The 17,149-nt window shown below is 35.4% G+C and carries 16 protein-coding genes and 2 pseudogenes; 15 read left to right on the forward strand and 3 right to left on the reverse strand.

What is annotated here, in order from left to right:
* The 15 genes and pseudogenes from M4Z11_RS03725 to M4Z11_RS03795 all read left to right on the forward strand — a co-directional run.
* A partial coding sequence (locus M4Z11_RS03725; protein ID WP_249676444.1) for a YadA-like family protein occupies positions 1–366 on the forward strand: 366 nt, incomplete at its 5' end.
* The gene (locus tag M4Z11_RS03730) at positions 366–935 is read left to right on the forward strand and encodes an invasion associated locus B family protein (protein WP_249676446.1); all 570 of its coding nucleotides are present in this window, start codon (positions 366–368) and stop codon (positions 933–935) included. The genes M4Z11_RS03725 and M4Z11_RS03730, both read left to right, overlap by 1 nt.
* Before the next feature lie 1,246 nt (positions 936–2,181).
* Positions 2,182–2,904 (forward strand): RlmE family RNA methyltransferase, encoded by a 723-nt coding sequence (locus tag M4Z11_RS03735; protein ID WP_249676448.1) that lies wholly within the window; start codon positions 2,182–2,184, stop codon positions 2,902–2,904.
* A gap of 165 nt (positions 2,905–3,069) precedes the next feature.
* Entirely contained in the window at positions 3,070–4,083 is a 1,014-nt protein-coding gene (obgE, locus tag M4Z11_RS03740) for a GTPase ObgE (protein ID WP_249676451.1), read from the forward strand.
* Between the two features lie 15 nt (positions 4,084–4,098).
* Positions 4,099–5,232 (forward strand): annotated as a pseudogene (proB, locus tag M4Z11_RS03745) (glutamate 5-kinase).
* A 68-nt stretch (positions 5,233–5,300) separates the two neighbouring features.
* Positions 5,301–6,523, forward strand: a pseudogene (locus M4Z11_RS03750) (glutamate-5-semialdehyde dehydrogenase).
* 8 nt (positions 6,524–6,531) lie between these two features.
* Positions 6,532–7,158: a nicotinate-nucleotide adenylyltransferase gene (locus tag M4Z11_RS03755; RefSeq protein ID WP_249676455.1), complete on the forward strand. Its 627-nt coding sequence runs from the start codon at positions 6,532–6,534 to the stop codon at positions 7,156–7,158.
* A 57-nt stretch (positions 7,159–7,215) separates the two neighbouring features.
* Positions 7,216–7,668 (forward strand): ribosome silencing factor, encoded by a 453-nt coding sequence (gene rsfS / locus M4Z11_RS03760; protein WP_249676458.1) that lies wholly within the window; start codon positions 7,216–7,218, stop codon positions 7,666–7,668.
* A gap of 1 nt (position 7,669) precedes the next feature.
* Positions 7,670–8,152 carry a 23S rRNA (pseudouridine(1915)-N(3))-methyltransferase RlmH gene (gene rlmH, locus M4Z11_RS03765; RefSeq protein ID WP_249676462.1) on the forward strand — a complete coding sequence of 161 codons (483 nt, stop codon included), beginning with the start codon at positions 7,670–7,672 and terminating at the stop codon, positions 8,150–8,152.
* Positions 8,153–8,245: 93 nt separating this feature from the next.
* Positions 8,246–9,532, forward strand: coding sequence for a murein hydrolase activator EnvC family protein (locus M4Z11_RS03770; RefSeq protein ID WP_249676464.1), 1,287 nt, complete (start codon positions 8,246–8,248; stop codon positions 9,530–9,532).
* Positions 9,522–10,832: a S41 family peptidase gene (locus M4Z11_RS03775; protein ID WP_249676467.1), complete on the forward strand. Its 1,311-nt coding sequence runs from the start codon at positions 9,522–9,524 to the stop codon at positions 10,830–10,832. Before M4Z11_RS03770 ends, M4Z11_RS03775 begins: the two co-directional genes overlap by 11 nt.
* Before the next feature lie 60 nt (positions 10,833–10,892).
* On the forward strand, positions 10,893–11,414 hold the full coding sequence (locus M4Z11_RS03780) for an RNA pyrophosphohydrolase (protein WP_249676470.1): 522 nt from the start codon (positions 10,893–10,895) through the stop codon (positions 11,412–11,414).
* A gap of 109 nt (positions 11,415–11,523) precedes the next feature.
* Positions 11,524–12,081, forward strand: coding sequence for an invasion associated locus B family protein (locus tag M4Z11_RS03785; protein WP_249676472.1), 558 nt, complete (start codon positions 11,524–11,526; stop codon positions 12,079–12,081).
* Between the two features lie 316 nt (positions 12,082–12,397).
* On the forward strand, positions 12,398–12,691 hold the full coding sequence (locus tag M4Z11_RS03790) for a YggT family protein (RefSeq protein WP_249676475.1): 294 nt from the start codon (positions 12,398–12,400) through the stop codon (positions 12,689–12,691).
* 30 nt (positions 12,692–12,721) lie between these two features.
* Entirely contained in the window at positions 12,722–13,045 is a 324-nt protein-coding gene (locus tag M4Z11_RS03795; protein WP_249676478.1) for a DUF167 domain-containing protein, read from the forward strand.
* 41 nt (positions 13,046–13,086) lie between these two features.
* On the opposite strand, the gene ppa is transcribed toward M4Z11_RS03795, so the two are convergent.
* The 3 genes from ppa to mgtE form a co-directional block, all read right to left on the reverse strand.
* Positions 13,087–13,629: an inorganic diphosphatase gene (gene ppa, locus M4Z11_RS03800; RefSeq protein WP_249676482.1), complete on the reverse strand. Its 543-nt coding sequence runs from the start codon at positions 13,627–13,629 to the stop codon at positions 13,087–13,089.
* Between the two features lie 67 nt (positions 13,630–13,696).
* Entirely contained in the window at positions 13,697–15,520 is a 1,824-nt protein-coding gene (gene typA, locus M4Z11_RS03805) for a translational GTPase TypA (RefSeq protein WP_249676485.1), read from the reverse strand.
* A 152-nt stretch (positions 15,521–15,672) separates the two neighbouring features.
* Positions 15,673–17,058, reverse strand: coding sequence for a magnesium transporter (mgtE, locus tag M4Z11_RS03810; protein ID WP_249676487.1), 1,386 nt, complete (start codon positions 17,056–17,058; stop codon positions 15,673–15,675).
* Positions 17,059–17,149: the final 91 nt, after the last annotated feature.

Here is a 17,149-nt window from a genome sequence, read left to right on the forward strand (position 1 = left end):
GAGAAAATGGAAACTGTTCTCGATGATGCAAAAAAATATACAGATGAAAAGGTGGAGAATATTGTTTCTGAAGCTAAAGATTATACTGATATGAAGTTTGATAGCCTAAATTATAATATCGAGGGTGTAAAACAAGAAGCAAGGCAAGCAGCAGCTATTGGTTTAGCTGTATCTAGTTTGCGTTATGAAGATGCTCCTGGTGCATTAAGCATTGCATTTAGTAGTGGTTCATGGCGCAGTCAATCTGCAATTGCTTTTGGTGCTGGTTATACATCTGAAAGCGGAGATATTCGCTCTAACGTTTCTGTAACAACTGCTGGTGGTCATTGGGGTATAGGTGCAGGAATAAGTGTGAGACTAAAATAATGATGAAATATCAAAGTATTTTTGTAAGTCTTTTTTTTGTCTTTGTCTTATTAGGCAAAGGGGGAAGTTTTGCTCATGAAAAAAATATGTATACGCTACATCCACCCCAACTGTCTGTACCATCCGGAAAACCTGGAGAAATACGACGTCTCATTATGCAGTTTTATAATTGGACTTTGATTTGTGATGAAAACACAACTCTTAAGCAGGGTGTATGTAATGTAACACAAACAGTTCATGATGAAGAGGATAATACAGTGTTTAGTTGGTCTCTTGTTTCTACAAAAAATGGTCAACCAGCTATGCTTTTCCGTACATTGCCAAATTCTGACACAACTATTCCTATAAAAATATCTGTAGAAGATGTTAAAGAACCTAGTTTTGTTCGTTATACGCAGTGTGATGAAATGGTCTGTTTAGCACAGTCAGCTTTGAGTCCTATCTTAAGTGATCAAATAGAGAAAAAGAAGAATGTACGTATTTCCTATAAGCTTAAAGAAGGAAAAACACTCTCTTTTATCTTACCATTTAATGGGTTGAGTGAAGCACTATTTTCTTTACAACGATAAAAGATGTAATAAGATGAAGAAAAAAAGATTGCTATTTTAGCTAAATAGTCACTATTTTTTTTAATTTAAATAATAAAGTAAAAAAATTATCATGTATATTTATTTTAAAAAATATATAGAGTATCAATAATATTTGTATTTTGTATTTATAAATAATTTTACAGATTTTAGAAAAAGATTATATTTTTACATATAAGCTTTACATTATAAATCTTCTTAATAAATTAGTGTATTATACATAATAATGATTAAATAATCGTTTTATATTATTGTAGATAAAGTTGTGTTTTATTTTATTGTGAATCAACAGCAACCACGAAGAAACACTAGAGATAAATGTTCTTGTTCAACAGGATAGAGTGAATTGATTGTATGATCAAATAATTGCAGTTGCAAAATCAAAAATTTTTCTCATTTAAAATCTTTACCTTTTATGTGGAAATTGATTTAGAAGCCAGTAATTGTCGTTTTCTTGTCGCGCGAATTGTTCATTGATTTTGGGATTAGGAGAAAGAATGATTTTTTAGCATAAAAGCAATAAATTATGTGATTGAAGCATTAAAAGTTTGTCGTTTGAAATTAAAGAAAAGGCAGATTAAGCATTATCATTTAATTGCAATGGATACGTGCTATTTTATTTAGCATATTTTAGGTACAACTGGTCTTGCATTAAAGATTGTTGAGAAGAAACAGATTATTGGATGCTTTTTTATTCATTTGTATTGTTATGCTCACTAAATATTTTTGGAAAAAAAGATATGTGTTCAGATAGTTTTAGATCGTTGAAAAATTATGTGCGAGTTTTTTTTTAATTTTTTAGATCCTTACAAATTAAAAATTTTATTACAAGGCTTAAAATTTTATCTTTTGGGAACTTTTGGAGCAATAATAATTTTATTATCTCAATTATAAAAAGTACGATCAAAGTTAAATTGAAGATATTTTGATAAAAGGTGTAGAGGTAGAGTAGCTATGACCTTTATGATAGAAAATTTATTGTCGTAGAATATAGAAAAATGTGCAACTACTTCTTGCATTGAAGACAAAAGAAAAATTTAGTTTTAGCTGGTTGTGCTATTTGAGATGGTATTTAAATTTTGTTCAGTTAATGATTTAAGAGTTGCAGCTTATGAAGCAAATAAGAGGTTTGCTAGGATTGAATATTGAATGATAGTGTTTGGGGCATCATCATAAGAATAAATGTTTTAAGTATTAAAAATTATCAGAATATAGAAATAGTAAATTTATGAAAAAAACGACATCAAAAGGTGGTAGAGGTGGTTCAGGGTCATACGCACTATATCAGCGTGTAAAAAAGAAAGCAGGAACGATTAAAGCATCGTCACGGCGATGGTTAGAAAGGCATTTAAACGATCCTTATGTTCATCAATCAAAAATAGATGGTTATCGTTCACGTTCTGCTTATAAACTTATTGAAATTGATGAGCGTTATAAGATCTTCAAAAAAGGCCAGAAAGTCATCGATCTAGGAGCTGCTCCTGGGGGATGGTGTCAGGTTGCAGCCCGTAAAGTGGAATCAAGTGATCAAAAGCCAAGCGTTGTTGGTATTGATTATTTGCCGGTGGATCCACTACCGGGGGTTGTAGTACTGGAGATGGATTTTTTACATGAAAATGCATCGCAGAAATTGATGGATGCTTTAGGAGAACAGCCAGATATAGTGCTTTCTGATATGGCAGCGCCAACGACTGGACATCGTCAAACGGATCATTTGAGAACAGTATATTTATGTGAAATGGCTGCTGATTTTGCTCTTTCTGTTCTTAAGTCTGGAGGTCATTTTTTGGCAAAGGCTTTTCAGGGAGGAGCAGAGAATACTCTTCTCACTACATTAAAACAGAATTTTAAAACGGTTCATCATGTCAAACCCCCTGCAAGCCGAGCAGAATCAGTTGAACTTTATCTTTTAGCTCTTGAATTTAAGGGTATAACTGAAACACAAAAATAGTTTTTATATATAAAAGGCTAAAAGTTATTTGGTTTTATTGATATCACAAGAACTTTTTTAATCAATTTGTAGTAATTATTATGTGTTTTTTGTACAGAATAAAAAACTGTGAAATAAACGTGTTTTTGTATAAATAGAAGAAACTAATTCCTCAATAGGCGTTTTATGAAATTTCTTGATCAGGCTAAAGTCTACATTCGTTCTGGTAATGGTGGAGCAGGAGCAGTATCATTCCGTCGTGAAAAGTTTATAGAATTTGGAGGTCCAGATGGAGGGAATGGAGGACGTGGTGGTGATGTGTGGGCTCTTGTCGTTGATGGGCTCAACACACTGATTGATTATCGTTATCAGCAGCATTTTAGAGCAAAAACAGGAGGGCATGGTAAAGGGCGCAATATGACAGGCGTAAAGGGTGATGATATCATTCTGAAAGTGCCAGTTGGAACACAGATTTTTGAAGAAGATAATAAAACATTGATTTGTGATTTGATAGAAGTTGGTCAACGTTATCGTCTTGCCAAAGGAGGCAATGGCGGTTTTGGTAATCTTCATTTTACAACTTCTACGAATCGAGCACCTCGGTATGCGAATCCAGGCTTGAGTGGAGAAGAACGTACACTTTGGCTACGTTTGAAATTAATTGCTGATGGGGGACTTGTTGGTCTGCCAAATGCTGGCAAATCAACTTTTTTAGCGGCAGTAACAGCCGCAAAGCCAAAAATTGCGGATTATCCTTTTACTACTTTGTATCCTCATCTTGGTGTTGCATCTATTGATGCTCGCGAATTTGTTTTGGCCGATATTCCTGGTTTGATCGAAGGAGCTCATGAAGGTGTGGGAATCGGTGACCGTTTTTTAGGGCATGTAGAACGTTGCCGTGTTTTACTTCATTTAGTTTCTGCTCAAGAAGAAAATGTGGCAAAAGCTTATCATATTATTCGTCATGAGCTTGAGTCATATGGACATCATTTGAGCAATAAAACTGAAATTGTGGCTTTAAGTCAAATCGATACTCTTTCTATTGGGGAACGTGCCGTCAAACAAGAAATATTGCAAAGAGCATCTGGTAAATCGGTTATGATGTTTTCTGCGGTTAGTCATGAAGGTTTAGATCATGTATTGCGTGCTATTGCACATATCATTGAAAAAGAACGACAAGATAATGTTTATGAAGCATAAATAGGATTCATGGCGATGATCATTGGAATGCAAAAACTTTCGCAGTATAAGTATAAATGTATTGTGATTAAGGTTTGTTTTGCGCTTTTAGTTGATCCTCAAACAGGTTTACGCGTTGAATGGCTTAAAAGTTTAATTAATGATGCTGTTGTACTACGCCAAAATGGTGTTGAGGTTTTATTTGTTTCTTTTAGTGCTATTGCTTTAGGGCTTATCTCACTTCATCTTTCTAAAGTTTTTTAAAATTAGAAGAGAGTCAGGCATGTGCTGCCTTAGGCTAAATTGAACTTATTAAAGCTTATAGTGATGGACTGTCCCAATATGGATTGAGAACAGGTCAAATTTTGCTGACATTATCCGATAAGGAAGAGCGTCAGCATTATCTTAATGCGCGTGCTACTATTGATACGCTTTTACTTTTGGGGATCGTACCTATTATCAATGAAAATGATATTGGAGCAACAAGTGAAATTCGTTATGGTGATAATGATCGTTTAGCAGCACATGTTGCAACGATGATGGGAGCAGATCTTTTAATCCTTTTATCCGGTGTTGATGGTCTTTATACGTATTTTCCTCATTTGAACCCAGGAGCTGAATTTGTTTCTTTATATTGCGTTAATTACACGTGATATTGAGAAAATGATGGGCATTGCTGCTTCATAGTTTTCACAGAGTGGAATGAAAACTAAATTTGAGGCCGAGAAAATAGCTACTGCTGCTGGGACAGCAATGCTTATTACTTCAGGAAAATGCATGAATCCCATTGTTGCAATTGACAAAGGAAAACGCGGTAGTTTTTTTACTGCAAATGAGAAGCCAGTAAATACCTGGAAAAAATGGATTTTTTGTCATTTAGATCCATCTGGTGTTTTGACTGTTGATCAGGGAGCTATTAAAGCCTTTGAGGTTGGAAAATCATTACTTGCTACCGGAGTTGTTGCTGTTGTGGGAATGTTTGATCGTGGAGATACGGTTGCGATTGTTGATGAAAATGGAATTGAGATTGCTCGTGGTCTTATAAATTATGGAGCAGATGAAGCAAAAATTATTATAGGTTGTAAGAACGAAGAAATAGAATATATTCTTGGGAATGGAGTATGTTCCGTTGTAATGCATCGCAATGATATGGTTTTACGTTGCTTATAGGATTGAATATAAAAGTTCTCTTTTTTGTGAGTTTGTAAATGAGTGATCATATGACTTTAGCAGAGCAGATGAGAGTTATGGGGCAGAAAGCATGTGATATTGTTTCGATATTTGCAAGTGCTTCTGCTGACCAAAGAAAAAGTGCTTTGGAAATGATCGCTCTGAACCTAGAAAATCAGTCGGTTGAAATTTTATGGACTAATCGTCAAGATTTAGAAAATGCTGCTCGGAATATTTTAACATCCGCAATGGTTGATCGGCTGAAGTTGGATGAAGCACGTTTACATGCAATGATCGATAGTGTTCGTCAGATTGCTTACTTGTCCGATTCTGTTGGAGAAGTAATCAGTGAATGGACGCATCCAAATGGGCTTTGTGTTCGTCGTGTGTGAACACCACTTAGTGTTATTGGTATTATTTATAAAAGGCGGCTAAATGTTACAATTGATACAAGTGCTTTGTATTTGAAAGATGGAGATGCTGCAATTTTGCATGGTGGTTCAAATAGTTTTCATTCTGTACTTGCGCTTCATTCGGCATTAGTGAAAGGATTGGAACAAGCCGGCTTACCTAGGAGCATTATTCAAATAGTGGAAAAAAAAGATCGCGATACTGTTGGTGAAATGTTTAAAGGTTGGGATGGAGCAATTGATGTTATTATATCCCGTGGTAGGAAAAATCTTGTGGCACGCATTTAATCCGTGCGCGTGTTCCTACTTTCACACATTTAGAAGGTCTTTGTTATATTTATATTGATAAATCAGCGGATTTAGATATGGCACGTAAAATTGTATTAAATGCAAAATTAAGGCGTATGGGTATATGTGGAGCTGTTGAGACAGTTTTGATTAACCGTCAGGCATTAAAAAATTTTTCCTGTTCTCATTGCTTTACAAGAGAAGGAATGTGAAATTCGTGTAACAGAAGATATCATATCGCTTATGCAAGGAGCTATATTAGCTTGTGAAGAAGATTAGTCTTGTAAATATCTTGATGCAATTTTATCTGTTAAAACGGTTGATGGTATTGAGGGAGCTATTGCATACATTCAGCGTTATTCATCAGGACATACTGAACAATTATTAGTGAGGATATAGGGATAGTTAAAATGTTTTTTAATCATTTAGATTCAGCCGTTTTGCTTCATAATGCATCAACACAATTTGCTGATGGAAGTGAATTTAGTTTTGGAGCAGAAATTGGTATTGCAACAGGGAAAATGCATGCGTGCGGACCAATAGGAGTTGAACAATTGACATCATTTCAATATTACATTAGTGGAAATGGGTAGGTTAGGCCTTGCAGCAACTTTTTTTTCCATGGGAAAATCGTATACCACATGTTGAAAAATCCAATGTTATTGGCCTTTTTGGTGGGTCATTTAATCCACCACATGCAGGCCATCTTCTTGTTGCAAAGACTGCAATTTTGCGTTTGCGTCTTAACCAATTATGGTGGATGATAACTCCAGGAAATCCTTTAAAAGATTGTCTACAATTGTTGTCTTTGCGTAAGAGAATGCAGTTAAGCTTGGAACTTCTTAATCATCCAAAGGTTCGCGTAACAGGTTTTGAGAAGACTATAGGGAGCAAAATATCTGTTGATACGATTTCTTATATTCTTACACGCCATAGGGGAGTGCATTTTGTGTGGGTTATGGGAGCAGATAATTTAGCAACGTTTCATTATTGGCATAGGTGGCGAGATATCATGTCTATGATTCCCATTGCAATCATTGATCGTCCTTTAGCACGTATGTCAGCACTTTCTTCTCCTATGGCTAGAACTTATTGTTATTCTCGTGTGGATGAGAGAGCAAGCACATTATTGCCTTTTATGGCACCACCTGCTTGGATTTATTTACATGGACCTTTATCTTTTCAGTCTTCAACAAAGCTTCGTTTACAAGAGAATGATTTTTCTTGAAGATTCTATAGGATTCTGCAACTATTTTAGAGTAACTTATTTTTACTCTTAACTCTTATGTTTCAAATAATAAGAAAGGATATTAGTCTGGAAAAATTTGTACAAAAATGTTGTAATATTATTGCTCCTTTGGCAGAAGAAAAAGGCTTGTCAGTTACGAATGGTCTTAAAATTATTCTTAGCAATTTAGAAGATATAAAAGCAGAAGATATTGTTTCTATTGATTTGCAGGGAAGGTCTTCTTTGGCTGATTATATGGTTATTGCTTCTGGTTGTTCGCAGCGTCATATTTTGGCTATTACTGATCGTCTTTTATCTGTTTGGAAAGAAAGTGGATACGGTAAAGCAAGGGTAGAGGGAATGGCTGGAGGGGATTGGGTGCTGATTGATGCAGGCGATATCATTATTCATCTTTTTCGTCCAGAAATTCGTACTTTTTATAATTTAGAAAAAATATGGTTTGATTCAGGTTTGGAGAATATTGAAACAATTTTTGTTGGAGATAACTGACATGCAAGTTTCTATTTTTGCTGTTGGTCGTATGAAACAAGGTGTGGAACAGATATTAGTTCACCGTTATTTGGATCGTTTTTCTAAAAGTGCTGGGACTGTAGGTTTTCATTTTGGAAAAATGCAAGAAATATCAGAAAGTCGTGCTCATACAGTTTGTCAACGTATGGAAGAAGAAGGAAAAAAACTTTTTGAATATTTGCCTGAAAAATGCCGATTAATCGTATTGGATGAGCGTGGAAAGTTGATGTCATCATCTGTTTTTGCTGAAAAATTAGCATTTTACCGTGATGAAGGTGTTCGTGATTTGATATTTGCTTTAGGAGGACCTGATGGACATAGCGAACAGGTTAAAAACCGTTCTGATTTTCTTTTATCTTTTGGTTTTATGACATGGCCGCATCAGATTGCACGTATATTACTCACAGAACAGTTGTATAGAGCCATAACAATTATCAACCATCATCCTTATCATCGTCTTTAAATTATATATATTTTTTACACCTATTCATGCACTTATTAACATTGTTTTAGGTGACAGCATTTAAAGCATCATTAGTTTATATAATGGAATTTAATGGTTGGACAAATGAAGAGGTTTCTTCATGAAAAGATAAAGATGCAGTATTTATGCAAGAAATGGATGATATTTCTGATGCTAATATTAAGCATGGATATCAGGACATCTATTTTGTATGCTGAAGATATAGACAGTCGCGAATTAGTACAAAAAACATTAATGGACATTCGCAATAATATTTCTGTATCGCGTAAGCATATTGCTTCGTTGATACAACAAGTTGATCGCTTAAAAAAAGATCAACGTACTTTAACTGATGAACTTATAAAAGTTGCTAAAGTAGAGCGCAATGTAGCAAATGATATTATTGAAAGGGAGGAAAAGCTTAAGCAACTTTTAGGGCAGAAGATGCAAGCGGATCACAATTTAAAAAATCGCCAGGCTGAATTTGCAGAGATATTAGCCGTTTTAGTGCGGACAGAATTAAAACCACCTCCTGCTCTTATAGCGCGACCTGAAGATGTTCTTGCTTCCATACGCAGCTCTATTTTATTAGGAGTCATCATTCCTGATATGCAAGAAAAAACACAGAGTTTAATAGAGAATCTAAAAAAATTGTCCAACTTAAGTCATGTAATTGCTACGGAATGCGCAGATTTAAAAGCTAAAATGCAGAATCAAGCAGAGCAGCTTAAATATTTAGAGTTTTTATTAGATAAAAAAGCGAAATTACAGCAAAGATCAGAAAAAGAGCTTATGATGTTACAACAGAAAAATATTACTCTTATTAAGAAAGCTCAGTCTTTAGAAGAATTAATTTTAGAGCTTGATTATCAATCACAATCTAATTCCGCTGCATCAGAAAATATACGGAAGAGTTTACAATTATTAGAGCAGATGGATTTTCAAAATAAAAAGGGTCATTTGCTTTTACCTGTTTCGGGAAAAAAAATTCAACATTTTAATAATAGTTCGCATGTTGCGCGTTTTGGTGAAGTTATTGCAACAGAACCAGAAGCTGTAGTTATAGCTCCTGCTGATGCTCTTGTTGCTTTTTCTGGAGCATTCCGTTCTTATGGACAATTAATCATTCTTAATGTTGGAAATGGTTATTATATTACTCTTATCGGGATGGCTAAAATCAATGTAATTCAGGGGCAGTTTGTTCTTTCAGGTGAACCTATTGGTACAATGGGAACGGAATTTATTGCGAATACTATTGCATTGGATATAGGAAAAAGTACTCCAATGCTTTACATTGAGTTTAGAAAGCATGGAAAACCTGTGGATCCAAACCCTTGGTGGCAGACTGAACAATTAAAAAGGAACAAAAATGATTCGTAAAGTTATTCTTTCGGTTGCTGTGATATTGCTCAGCACCAGTTCAATGATTATGGTGCAATCTGTTTCTGCGAATAATGATAGTAATACTTATAAACAGTTGGCTATATTTGGTGATATCTTTGAACGAGTGCGGACGCACTATGTTACGGTTCCAAATGATAAAAAACTTGTTGAAAATGCTATTAATGGAATGCTTTCTTCGCTTGATCCACATTCCTCTTATATGGATGCTGAAGCAGCCAAAGACATGAGAGCTGCTACTAAGGGAGAGTTTGGTGGTCTTGGTATTGAAGTGACTATGGAGAAGAATCTCCTTAAGGTTGTTTCCCCAATGGAGGATACACCAGCTTCAAAAGCTGGTATTTTAGCAGGAGATGTTATTTCAAAGATTGATGGTAAACAGGTGAACGGTCAATCTTTGAATGAAGCTGTGAATCAAATGAGAGGTGCTGTTGGTACACCGGTTACGCTCACAATTATTCGTTCTGGTGTTGATAAACCGCTTGAGATCAAAGTTATTCGTAATATTATCAAAGTGAAAGCGGTTAAGTATCGTGTTGAAAATGATATTGGTTATTTAAGACTCATTCAATTTTCTGAACAGACTTTTGGTGATCTTCAGGCTGCAGTTAAAGATATTCAATCCAAAATTTCTCAAGATCGTTTGAAAGGGTATGTGCTTGATTTACGCCTTAATCCTGGAGGGCTTTTAGAACAGGCTGTTAGTATTTCAGGTGCTTTTCTTAATAAAGGTGAAATTGTATCGATTCGTGGCCGCAGAAAGAAAGATGTGACGAGATTTGATGCTAGACCAGGAGATTTGCTTAATGGGAAGCCTCTCATTGTTCTTATTAATGGTGGTTCAGCAAGCGCTTCTGAAATTGTCGCAGGAGCTTTACAAGATCATCGCCGTGCTACAATTTTGGGAACACAATCTTTTGGTAAGGGATCTGTTCAAACGATTATTCCTTTAGGTGAAAATGGAGCTTTACGTTTAACGACAGCGCTTTATTACACACCTGCGGGCACATCAATTCAAGGAACCGGGATTACACCTGATATTATTGTCGAGCAGCCATTGCCTGAAAAATATAAGGGCTATGATGTAACGCTTGGTGAATCTGAGTTAAGGGGACATATTAAAGGAAAACAAGAAAGTGAAAAAGGCTCTGGTTCGGCTGCTTTTGTTCCTAAAGATCCTAAAGATGATATGCAATTGAATGAAGCTTATAAGCTTTTACGGGGTGAGATAACGCATAAAGCGTTTCCACCAGATCCTCGTCAAGATACTTTAAAGTAAGAAGAAAGGTGTACAGCTTATATTTTTATATGAGCTGTACTTTTATTAAGGGATAATGAGGTGGATACAATTATTGATTTTAAAGCTCTCCCTTATCGAAAATGTGTGGGAATTCTTGTGTTTAATCATGAAGGTAAGGTTTGGGTTGGACGCCGTTTGATGACAGTTGCTTATGCACAAGTTGACATGTCCAAACTTTGGCAGTTACCACAGGGGGGAATTAATCAGGGAGAAAAACCGATAGATGCAGCACTGCGTGAGCTTTATGAAGAAACAGGTATCCAATCCGTTAAGTTGATTAAGGAAGTTCAGGATTGGTTTGAGTATGATTTTCCACAAGAACTTATTGGACATGTTTTAAGCAATAAATATCGTGGTCAAATGCAAAAATGGTTTTCTTTTCAGTTTACGGGAGAGATTTCTGAAATTAAGATTAATCCACCACCTGATGGCAATAAAGCAGAGTTTGATCAGTGGAAATGGATTGATTTAGAAACGCTCCCGTCAATTGTTGTTTCTTTTAAAAAGCATGTTTATACACAAATTGTAAAAGAATTCCGAAATAGTTTTAGGTGTTTATAACTCCTATAATCGTAAAAGCTATTTTTTTTCTTAAGAAGCTTTGTATTATACCTCTTTATCAGAAATAATAGAAGTGATTCTATTGTGCGTTTTAAAATTAGGATGTGAGATGAAAAAAATATTCAGTTTCGTTATAACTTTTACACTCTTAAGTATTTCTATTGCATTTGCACAGAATACAAAACCAACTGCAACAAAGCTTTCTGAAGCTTCATTGCCGAACGGTGCTTCTTCTTTAACCGAGACTTATGGTTTGTGGAATGTTAACTGTAATTTGCAGGAAGGAAAAAAAGTTTGCTTTATGTATCGCCAAGAAGTTAATGATCAAAATCGTGTCATATTAGCTATGAACATTTCTTCCAATTCCGATGGTTCTTTGTCAGGAAACTTGACAGTCCCTTTCGGTATTTTAGTTTCTAAACCTATTCGTTTACAAGTAGATGGTGGGAAGAATGTTATTGAAACGAGTATTCGAACCTGCATACCAGCAGGTTGTATTGTTCCAATAGCTTTTGACAAAAGTTATGTGGCAGCTTTACGTGCAGGAAAAAAGTTGAATTTAGCGATGACAGTTTCTACTCCAGGAGAGCCAGCTCTGAATGACTTATTTGTGCAATTAACTGGTTTTAACGATGCACTTAACCGTTTTATTGCTTTGCAAATGTAATTTAAAATCGGCCTTTAAAGGCCGATTTAATTTAGAATAGTTTGTAAAGAAAACAAAAATTAAGTTAGCTCATTGGCTAATTATATGAAGGATGAAAAGTTTTATAAATTCTTTTTTTATTTTGGTGTATTATCGCTTCACTTTAATATTTTATTACATTACGACATAATGATATATGCTAAAAATGTTAATTTTTGTCTTAATTCTCTTAGCGACGAAAAAGAAGAATAATCGGTAAGACTATTATAAAAAAATTTATTTTCATTAAAGTTTTCTATGTGAGCTTCCATTCTATTGATTGGTAAAGGAAACAGGAATGATCTATGCTTTTCTTAGTGTACTGGATCTGACATTTAGTATTTACATTGCTATTTTAATAGCTCACGCTATTTTTTCTTGGCTTTATACATTTAATATTGTCAATACCCGAAATGCTTTTGTCGCTATGATAGGGGACTTTCTATACCGTACAACAGAACCAATTTTGTGCTATATTCGACGTCTTTTACCCAATTTGGGGACAATCGATATTTCACCTATTGTGGTTTTTATGATTATTTATTTTATTCGTATCTTTATGTGGCGTGCTTATGCAGGGATGTTTTTATAAAAGTGAAGATATTCCCTTAGGCGAATAAAGATGTTTTATCGAGTTGATCCTCATCGTTTGATTTTATTTGTCCGTTTGATTCCAAAAGCCTCAGTTGATAGTATAATAAAGGTTGAAAATAGAGATGATGGGAAACAGTATTTGGTTATACGTCTGCGTGCTATTCCTGAAAATGGAAAGGCAAATAAAGCATTAATTAAATTTTTGGCCAAACAGTGGAAGATTCCATCATCTTGCATCTCTCTTGGAAGTGGTGCAACATCACACTATAAAGAACTTTATTTTTCAAAATATTTAAAAGAGATAGAGCGAATATTACAATTGTTTAGAGATTGTGATCCTATAGAAAAATGAGTAAGATAATAGCCTGTTTAAAATGCAGGTTATGTTTTTATCTAAAGTGAACAATTATACTGTTTATTGCGCTCAATCGCTTTTTTAATCAATTCATGTGCACAATCTTTATCACGCCAACCTTCAATTTTAACCCATTTTCCAGGTTCAAGATCTTTGTAATGTTTAAAAAAATGCTCAATTTGTTTTAATGTGATTTCAGGAAGATCTGTATAATTATGAACATTAACGTAGCGTTTTGTTAATTTTGCAGCAGGAATAGCAATAATTTTTTCGTCTTTACCACCGTCATCTTCCATCATAAGAACACCGATTGGGTATACATTAATAACACAGCCTGGGATAAGAGGACGGGTACTACTGATGAGAACATCAATAGGATCACCATCTTCTGAAAGTGTGTGCGGGATGAAGCCATAATTTCCAGGATAAGCCATTGGTGTATGGAGAAAACGGTCAACAAATAATAATCCAGATTTTTTATCCATTTCATATTTTATTGGTTGACTATCAACAGCAACTTCAATGATAACGTTAATATCTTCTGGCGGATTTTTGCCAATAGGTATTTCATTAATATTCATGTCATTACCCTTTCTAGGATTAAATAAAATCAAATAGAATAGTACATTGATGTGAAGAGATCATCTATCAGGAAAGTGACGAACGTGTTTTTTCGAAACGTTTACGTTCATTTGGATCTAGGTAAAGTTTACGTAGACGAATATTTTTAGGCGTCACTTCTACCAGCTCGTCATCTTGTATCCACGATAGCGCACGTTCTAAGGTCATTTTGATTGGAGGACTTAATTTTACGGCTTCATCTTTACCAGAAGCACGCATGTTGGTTAGCTTTTTTCCTTTTAAAACATTTACTTCTAAGTCATTATCGCGTGAGTGTATGCCAATGATCATACCTTGATAAACTTTAACGCCAGCATTGATCATCATAGGGCCACGATCTTCAAGATTGAAAAGTGCATAAGCAACGGCTTCACCATTATCATTTGAAATCATTACACCATTGGTACGGCCACTAATTTCTCCCTTATAAGGCTCATAGGCATGGAAAAGACGATTCATAATTGCTGTACCACGTGTATCTGTTAAAAGTTCAGATTGATAGCCAATAAGTCCACGAGTCGGTGCGTAAAACACAAGACGTACACGATTTCCACCTGATGGACGCAGTTCAACCATTTCTCCTTTGCGTTCTGACATTTTTTGAACAATAGTTCCGGAATATTCTTCATCAACATCGATCACAACTTCTTCAATTGGTTCTAAAGTTGTTCCATTTTCATCTTTTTGCATGACTACCCGTGGTCGTGAAACACTTAGTTCAAATCCTTCACGACGCATATTTTCAATAAGAACTGCAAGCTGTAATTCTCCTCGTCCTGAAACATAAAAGGAGTCTTTATCAGCTGATTCCTCAATTTTAAGAGCTACATTTCCTTCTGCCTCTTTTAACAAACGATCACGGATCACGCGACTTGTTACTTTATCTCCTTCTGTACCAGCAAGAGGACTATCATTTACAAGAAAACTCATAGTAACAGTGGGTGGATCAATTGGTTGAGCAATAAGAGATTCATTAACGGAAAGATCACAAAAGGTATCAGCAACAGTTCCTTTTTGGAGCCCTGCAATTGCTATAATATCCCCAGCAGCACTTTCTTCAATAGGCTGTCGTTCTAGTCCACGGAATGCTAAAATTTTTGAAATACGCCCAGTTTCTAAAAGTTTTCCATCTTGTCCCAAAACCTTAATATTTTGATTAGATTTAATTGAGCCTGAATGAATGCGTCCTGTAATGATTCGTCCCAAAAAAGGATCAGCTTCAAGGATAGTACCGATCATGCGGAATGGTCCTTCAGCAATGGTTGGTGTAGGTACATGACGGGTTACAAGATCAAACAAGGCATTTAGTCCTTGATCTTTCGGGCCTTTAGGAGATTCAGCCATCCATCCATCACGACCTGATCCATAAAGAATAGGGAAATCTAGTTGTTCATCGGTTGCATCAAGAGCTGCGAAAAGGTCAAAAACTTCATTGACAACTTCATCAGCGCGAGCGTCAGGTCGATCAATTTTATTGATTGCAACAATAGGACGTAATCCTACTTTTAATGCTTTTCCAACAACAAATTTGGTTTGTGGCATGGGGCCTTCAGCGGCATCAACAAGAACAATAGCACCGTCTACCATATTGAGGATACGTTCTACTTCACCACCAAAATCGGCGTGACCAGGGGTATCAACAATATTAATTCGGGTATTTCTCCAAACAACGGATGTTACTTTTGCTAGAATTGTAATACCGCGTTCTTTTTCGATATCATTTGAATCCATCATGCGCTCACTTGTGCGCTGGTTATTACGAAAATTTCCTGATTGTTTGAGGAGTTCGTCTACAAGTGTTGTTTTACCGTGGTCAACGTGGGCGATGATAGCAATATTACGCAATTGCATAAATTTTCTTCTTTTCGTTTAATGAAATTTTCTTTGAAGTAAAGCTTCTCTCTTTACAGATTTCAAATCTTTTACAGCTTTTTTTAGACTTTGGGAAGAGGAAGAACATTTTTTATAAAAAAATGACAGAAAAGATTTTAATACGTGCTATATTAAAGTAAGATTCCAGATAAAATAAAGGAAGCAACAGAAAAGTAGATTATAATACCTGTGACATCTACTAAGGTTGCAACAAAGGGAGCTGAAGCACTTGCCGGGTCAAATTTTAAACGTTTAAGAATAAAGGGCAACATAGACCCAGCTAAAGAACCGAATGTAACAATTCCAACTAAGGCTGCTCCTACAGTTATAGCAATAAAAAACCAATATTCACCATAATTATAAATTCCGAGCTGTTGCCAGACAGCAATCCGCGTAATACCGATGATTCCGAGTAAAACACCAAGGGATATGCCTGTTGGGATTTCACGAATGATGACCTTCCACCAGTCTTTGAGTGTGAGTTCCCGTAAGGCTAATGCGCGAATAATAAGAGATGTTGCTTGTGAACCAGAGTTTCCTCCTGAACTCATAATAAGAGGAATGAATAATGTGAGAGCAATTACTTTTTCAAGTTCTGTTTCGAAATATTGCATGGCGCTTGCTGTCAACATTTCACCCATAAAGAGTAAAGCCAGCCAACCACCGCGTTTTTTCATCATCCCAAAAAAATTTATCTGCATATATGGTTTATCTAAAGCTTCCAGTCCCCCAAATTTATAGGCATCCTCACTCATTTCATCGACCATAGAGTCAAGTACATCATCAACTGTTACAATACCAATAACATGATTACTGTCATCAATAACTGGTACAGAAAGAAGATCATGACGTTGAAAAAGACGAGCAATATCTTCGTGATGCGTAAAGGGTGATATTGTGATAGGTGTATCGTGTGTGGAGACGTTTAAAATTTTATTATCAGGTGAGGCAAGAATAAGGTTACGGAGAGAAACAGCTTTGAGAAGCTTGCTTGTTTTAGGATCAATGACATAACTTGTGTATACGGTCTCACGTGTTCTTTCAACATCACGAATATAATCTAAAGTTTTTTTTACAGTCCAATTTGCTGGTACTGCTATAAACTCTGTTGTCATTAATGCACCAGCTGTATGATCTGGATAACTGGTAAGCTTTTTGAGTTCAGTTCGGGTTAAAGGTTTTAGTAAAGCATAAAGCCGTGTACGCGTTTCTTTATTCATTTCTTGGAAGACATCTGCAGCGGCATCTGCGGACATACCGTCAAGAATTTCAACAGCGAGATTCACGGGCAAAAGTTCAAGAATAGCTGCTGGTTTTTCAAGTTCTGGTTTGTCAAAAAGTTCAATGGCATAATCAAGGGGTAAAAGACTGAGGATAGTTACCCGCTCCATAATATCAAGGTCATTAATGATATCAATCGAGTCAGCAAAATGAAGATTTTTTAATTCTTCAGCAAGAGCTTCAGAAGGTAAATCTTTGAGGTTCTTGGTAGTTGTTTTGATTTCAGTCTCAGTCATAGTGAAGTGCTTTCTAAAAGATTAGAGATCTATAGATATAATGAATCAAAATTATAAACAACTTAGAATACAAGTTTTTCAATTGTTAGTA

It is taken from the genome of Bartonella bilalgolemi, from assembly GCF_023500045.1.
Classification (GTDB): Bacteria; Pseudomonadota; Alphaproteobacteria; order Rhizobiales; family Rhizobiaceae; genus Bartonella; species Bartonella bilalgolemii.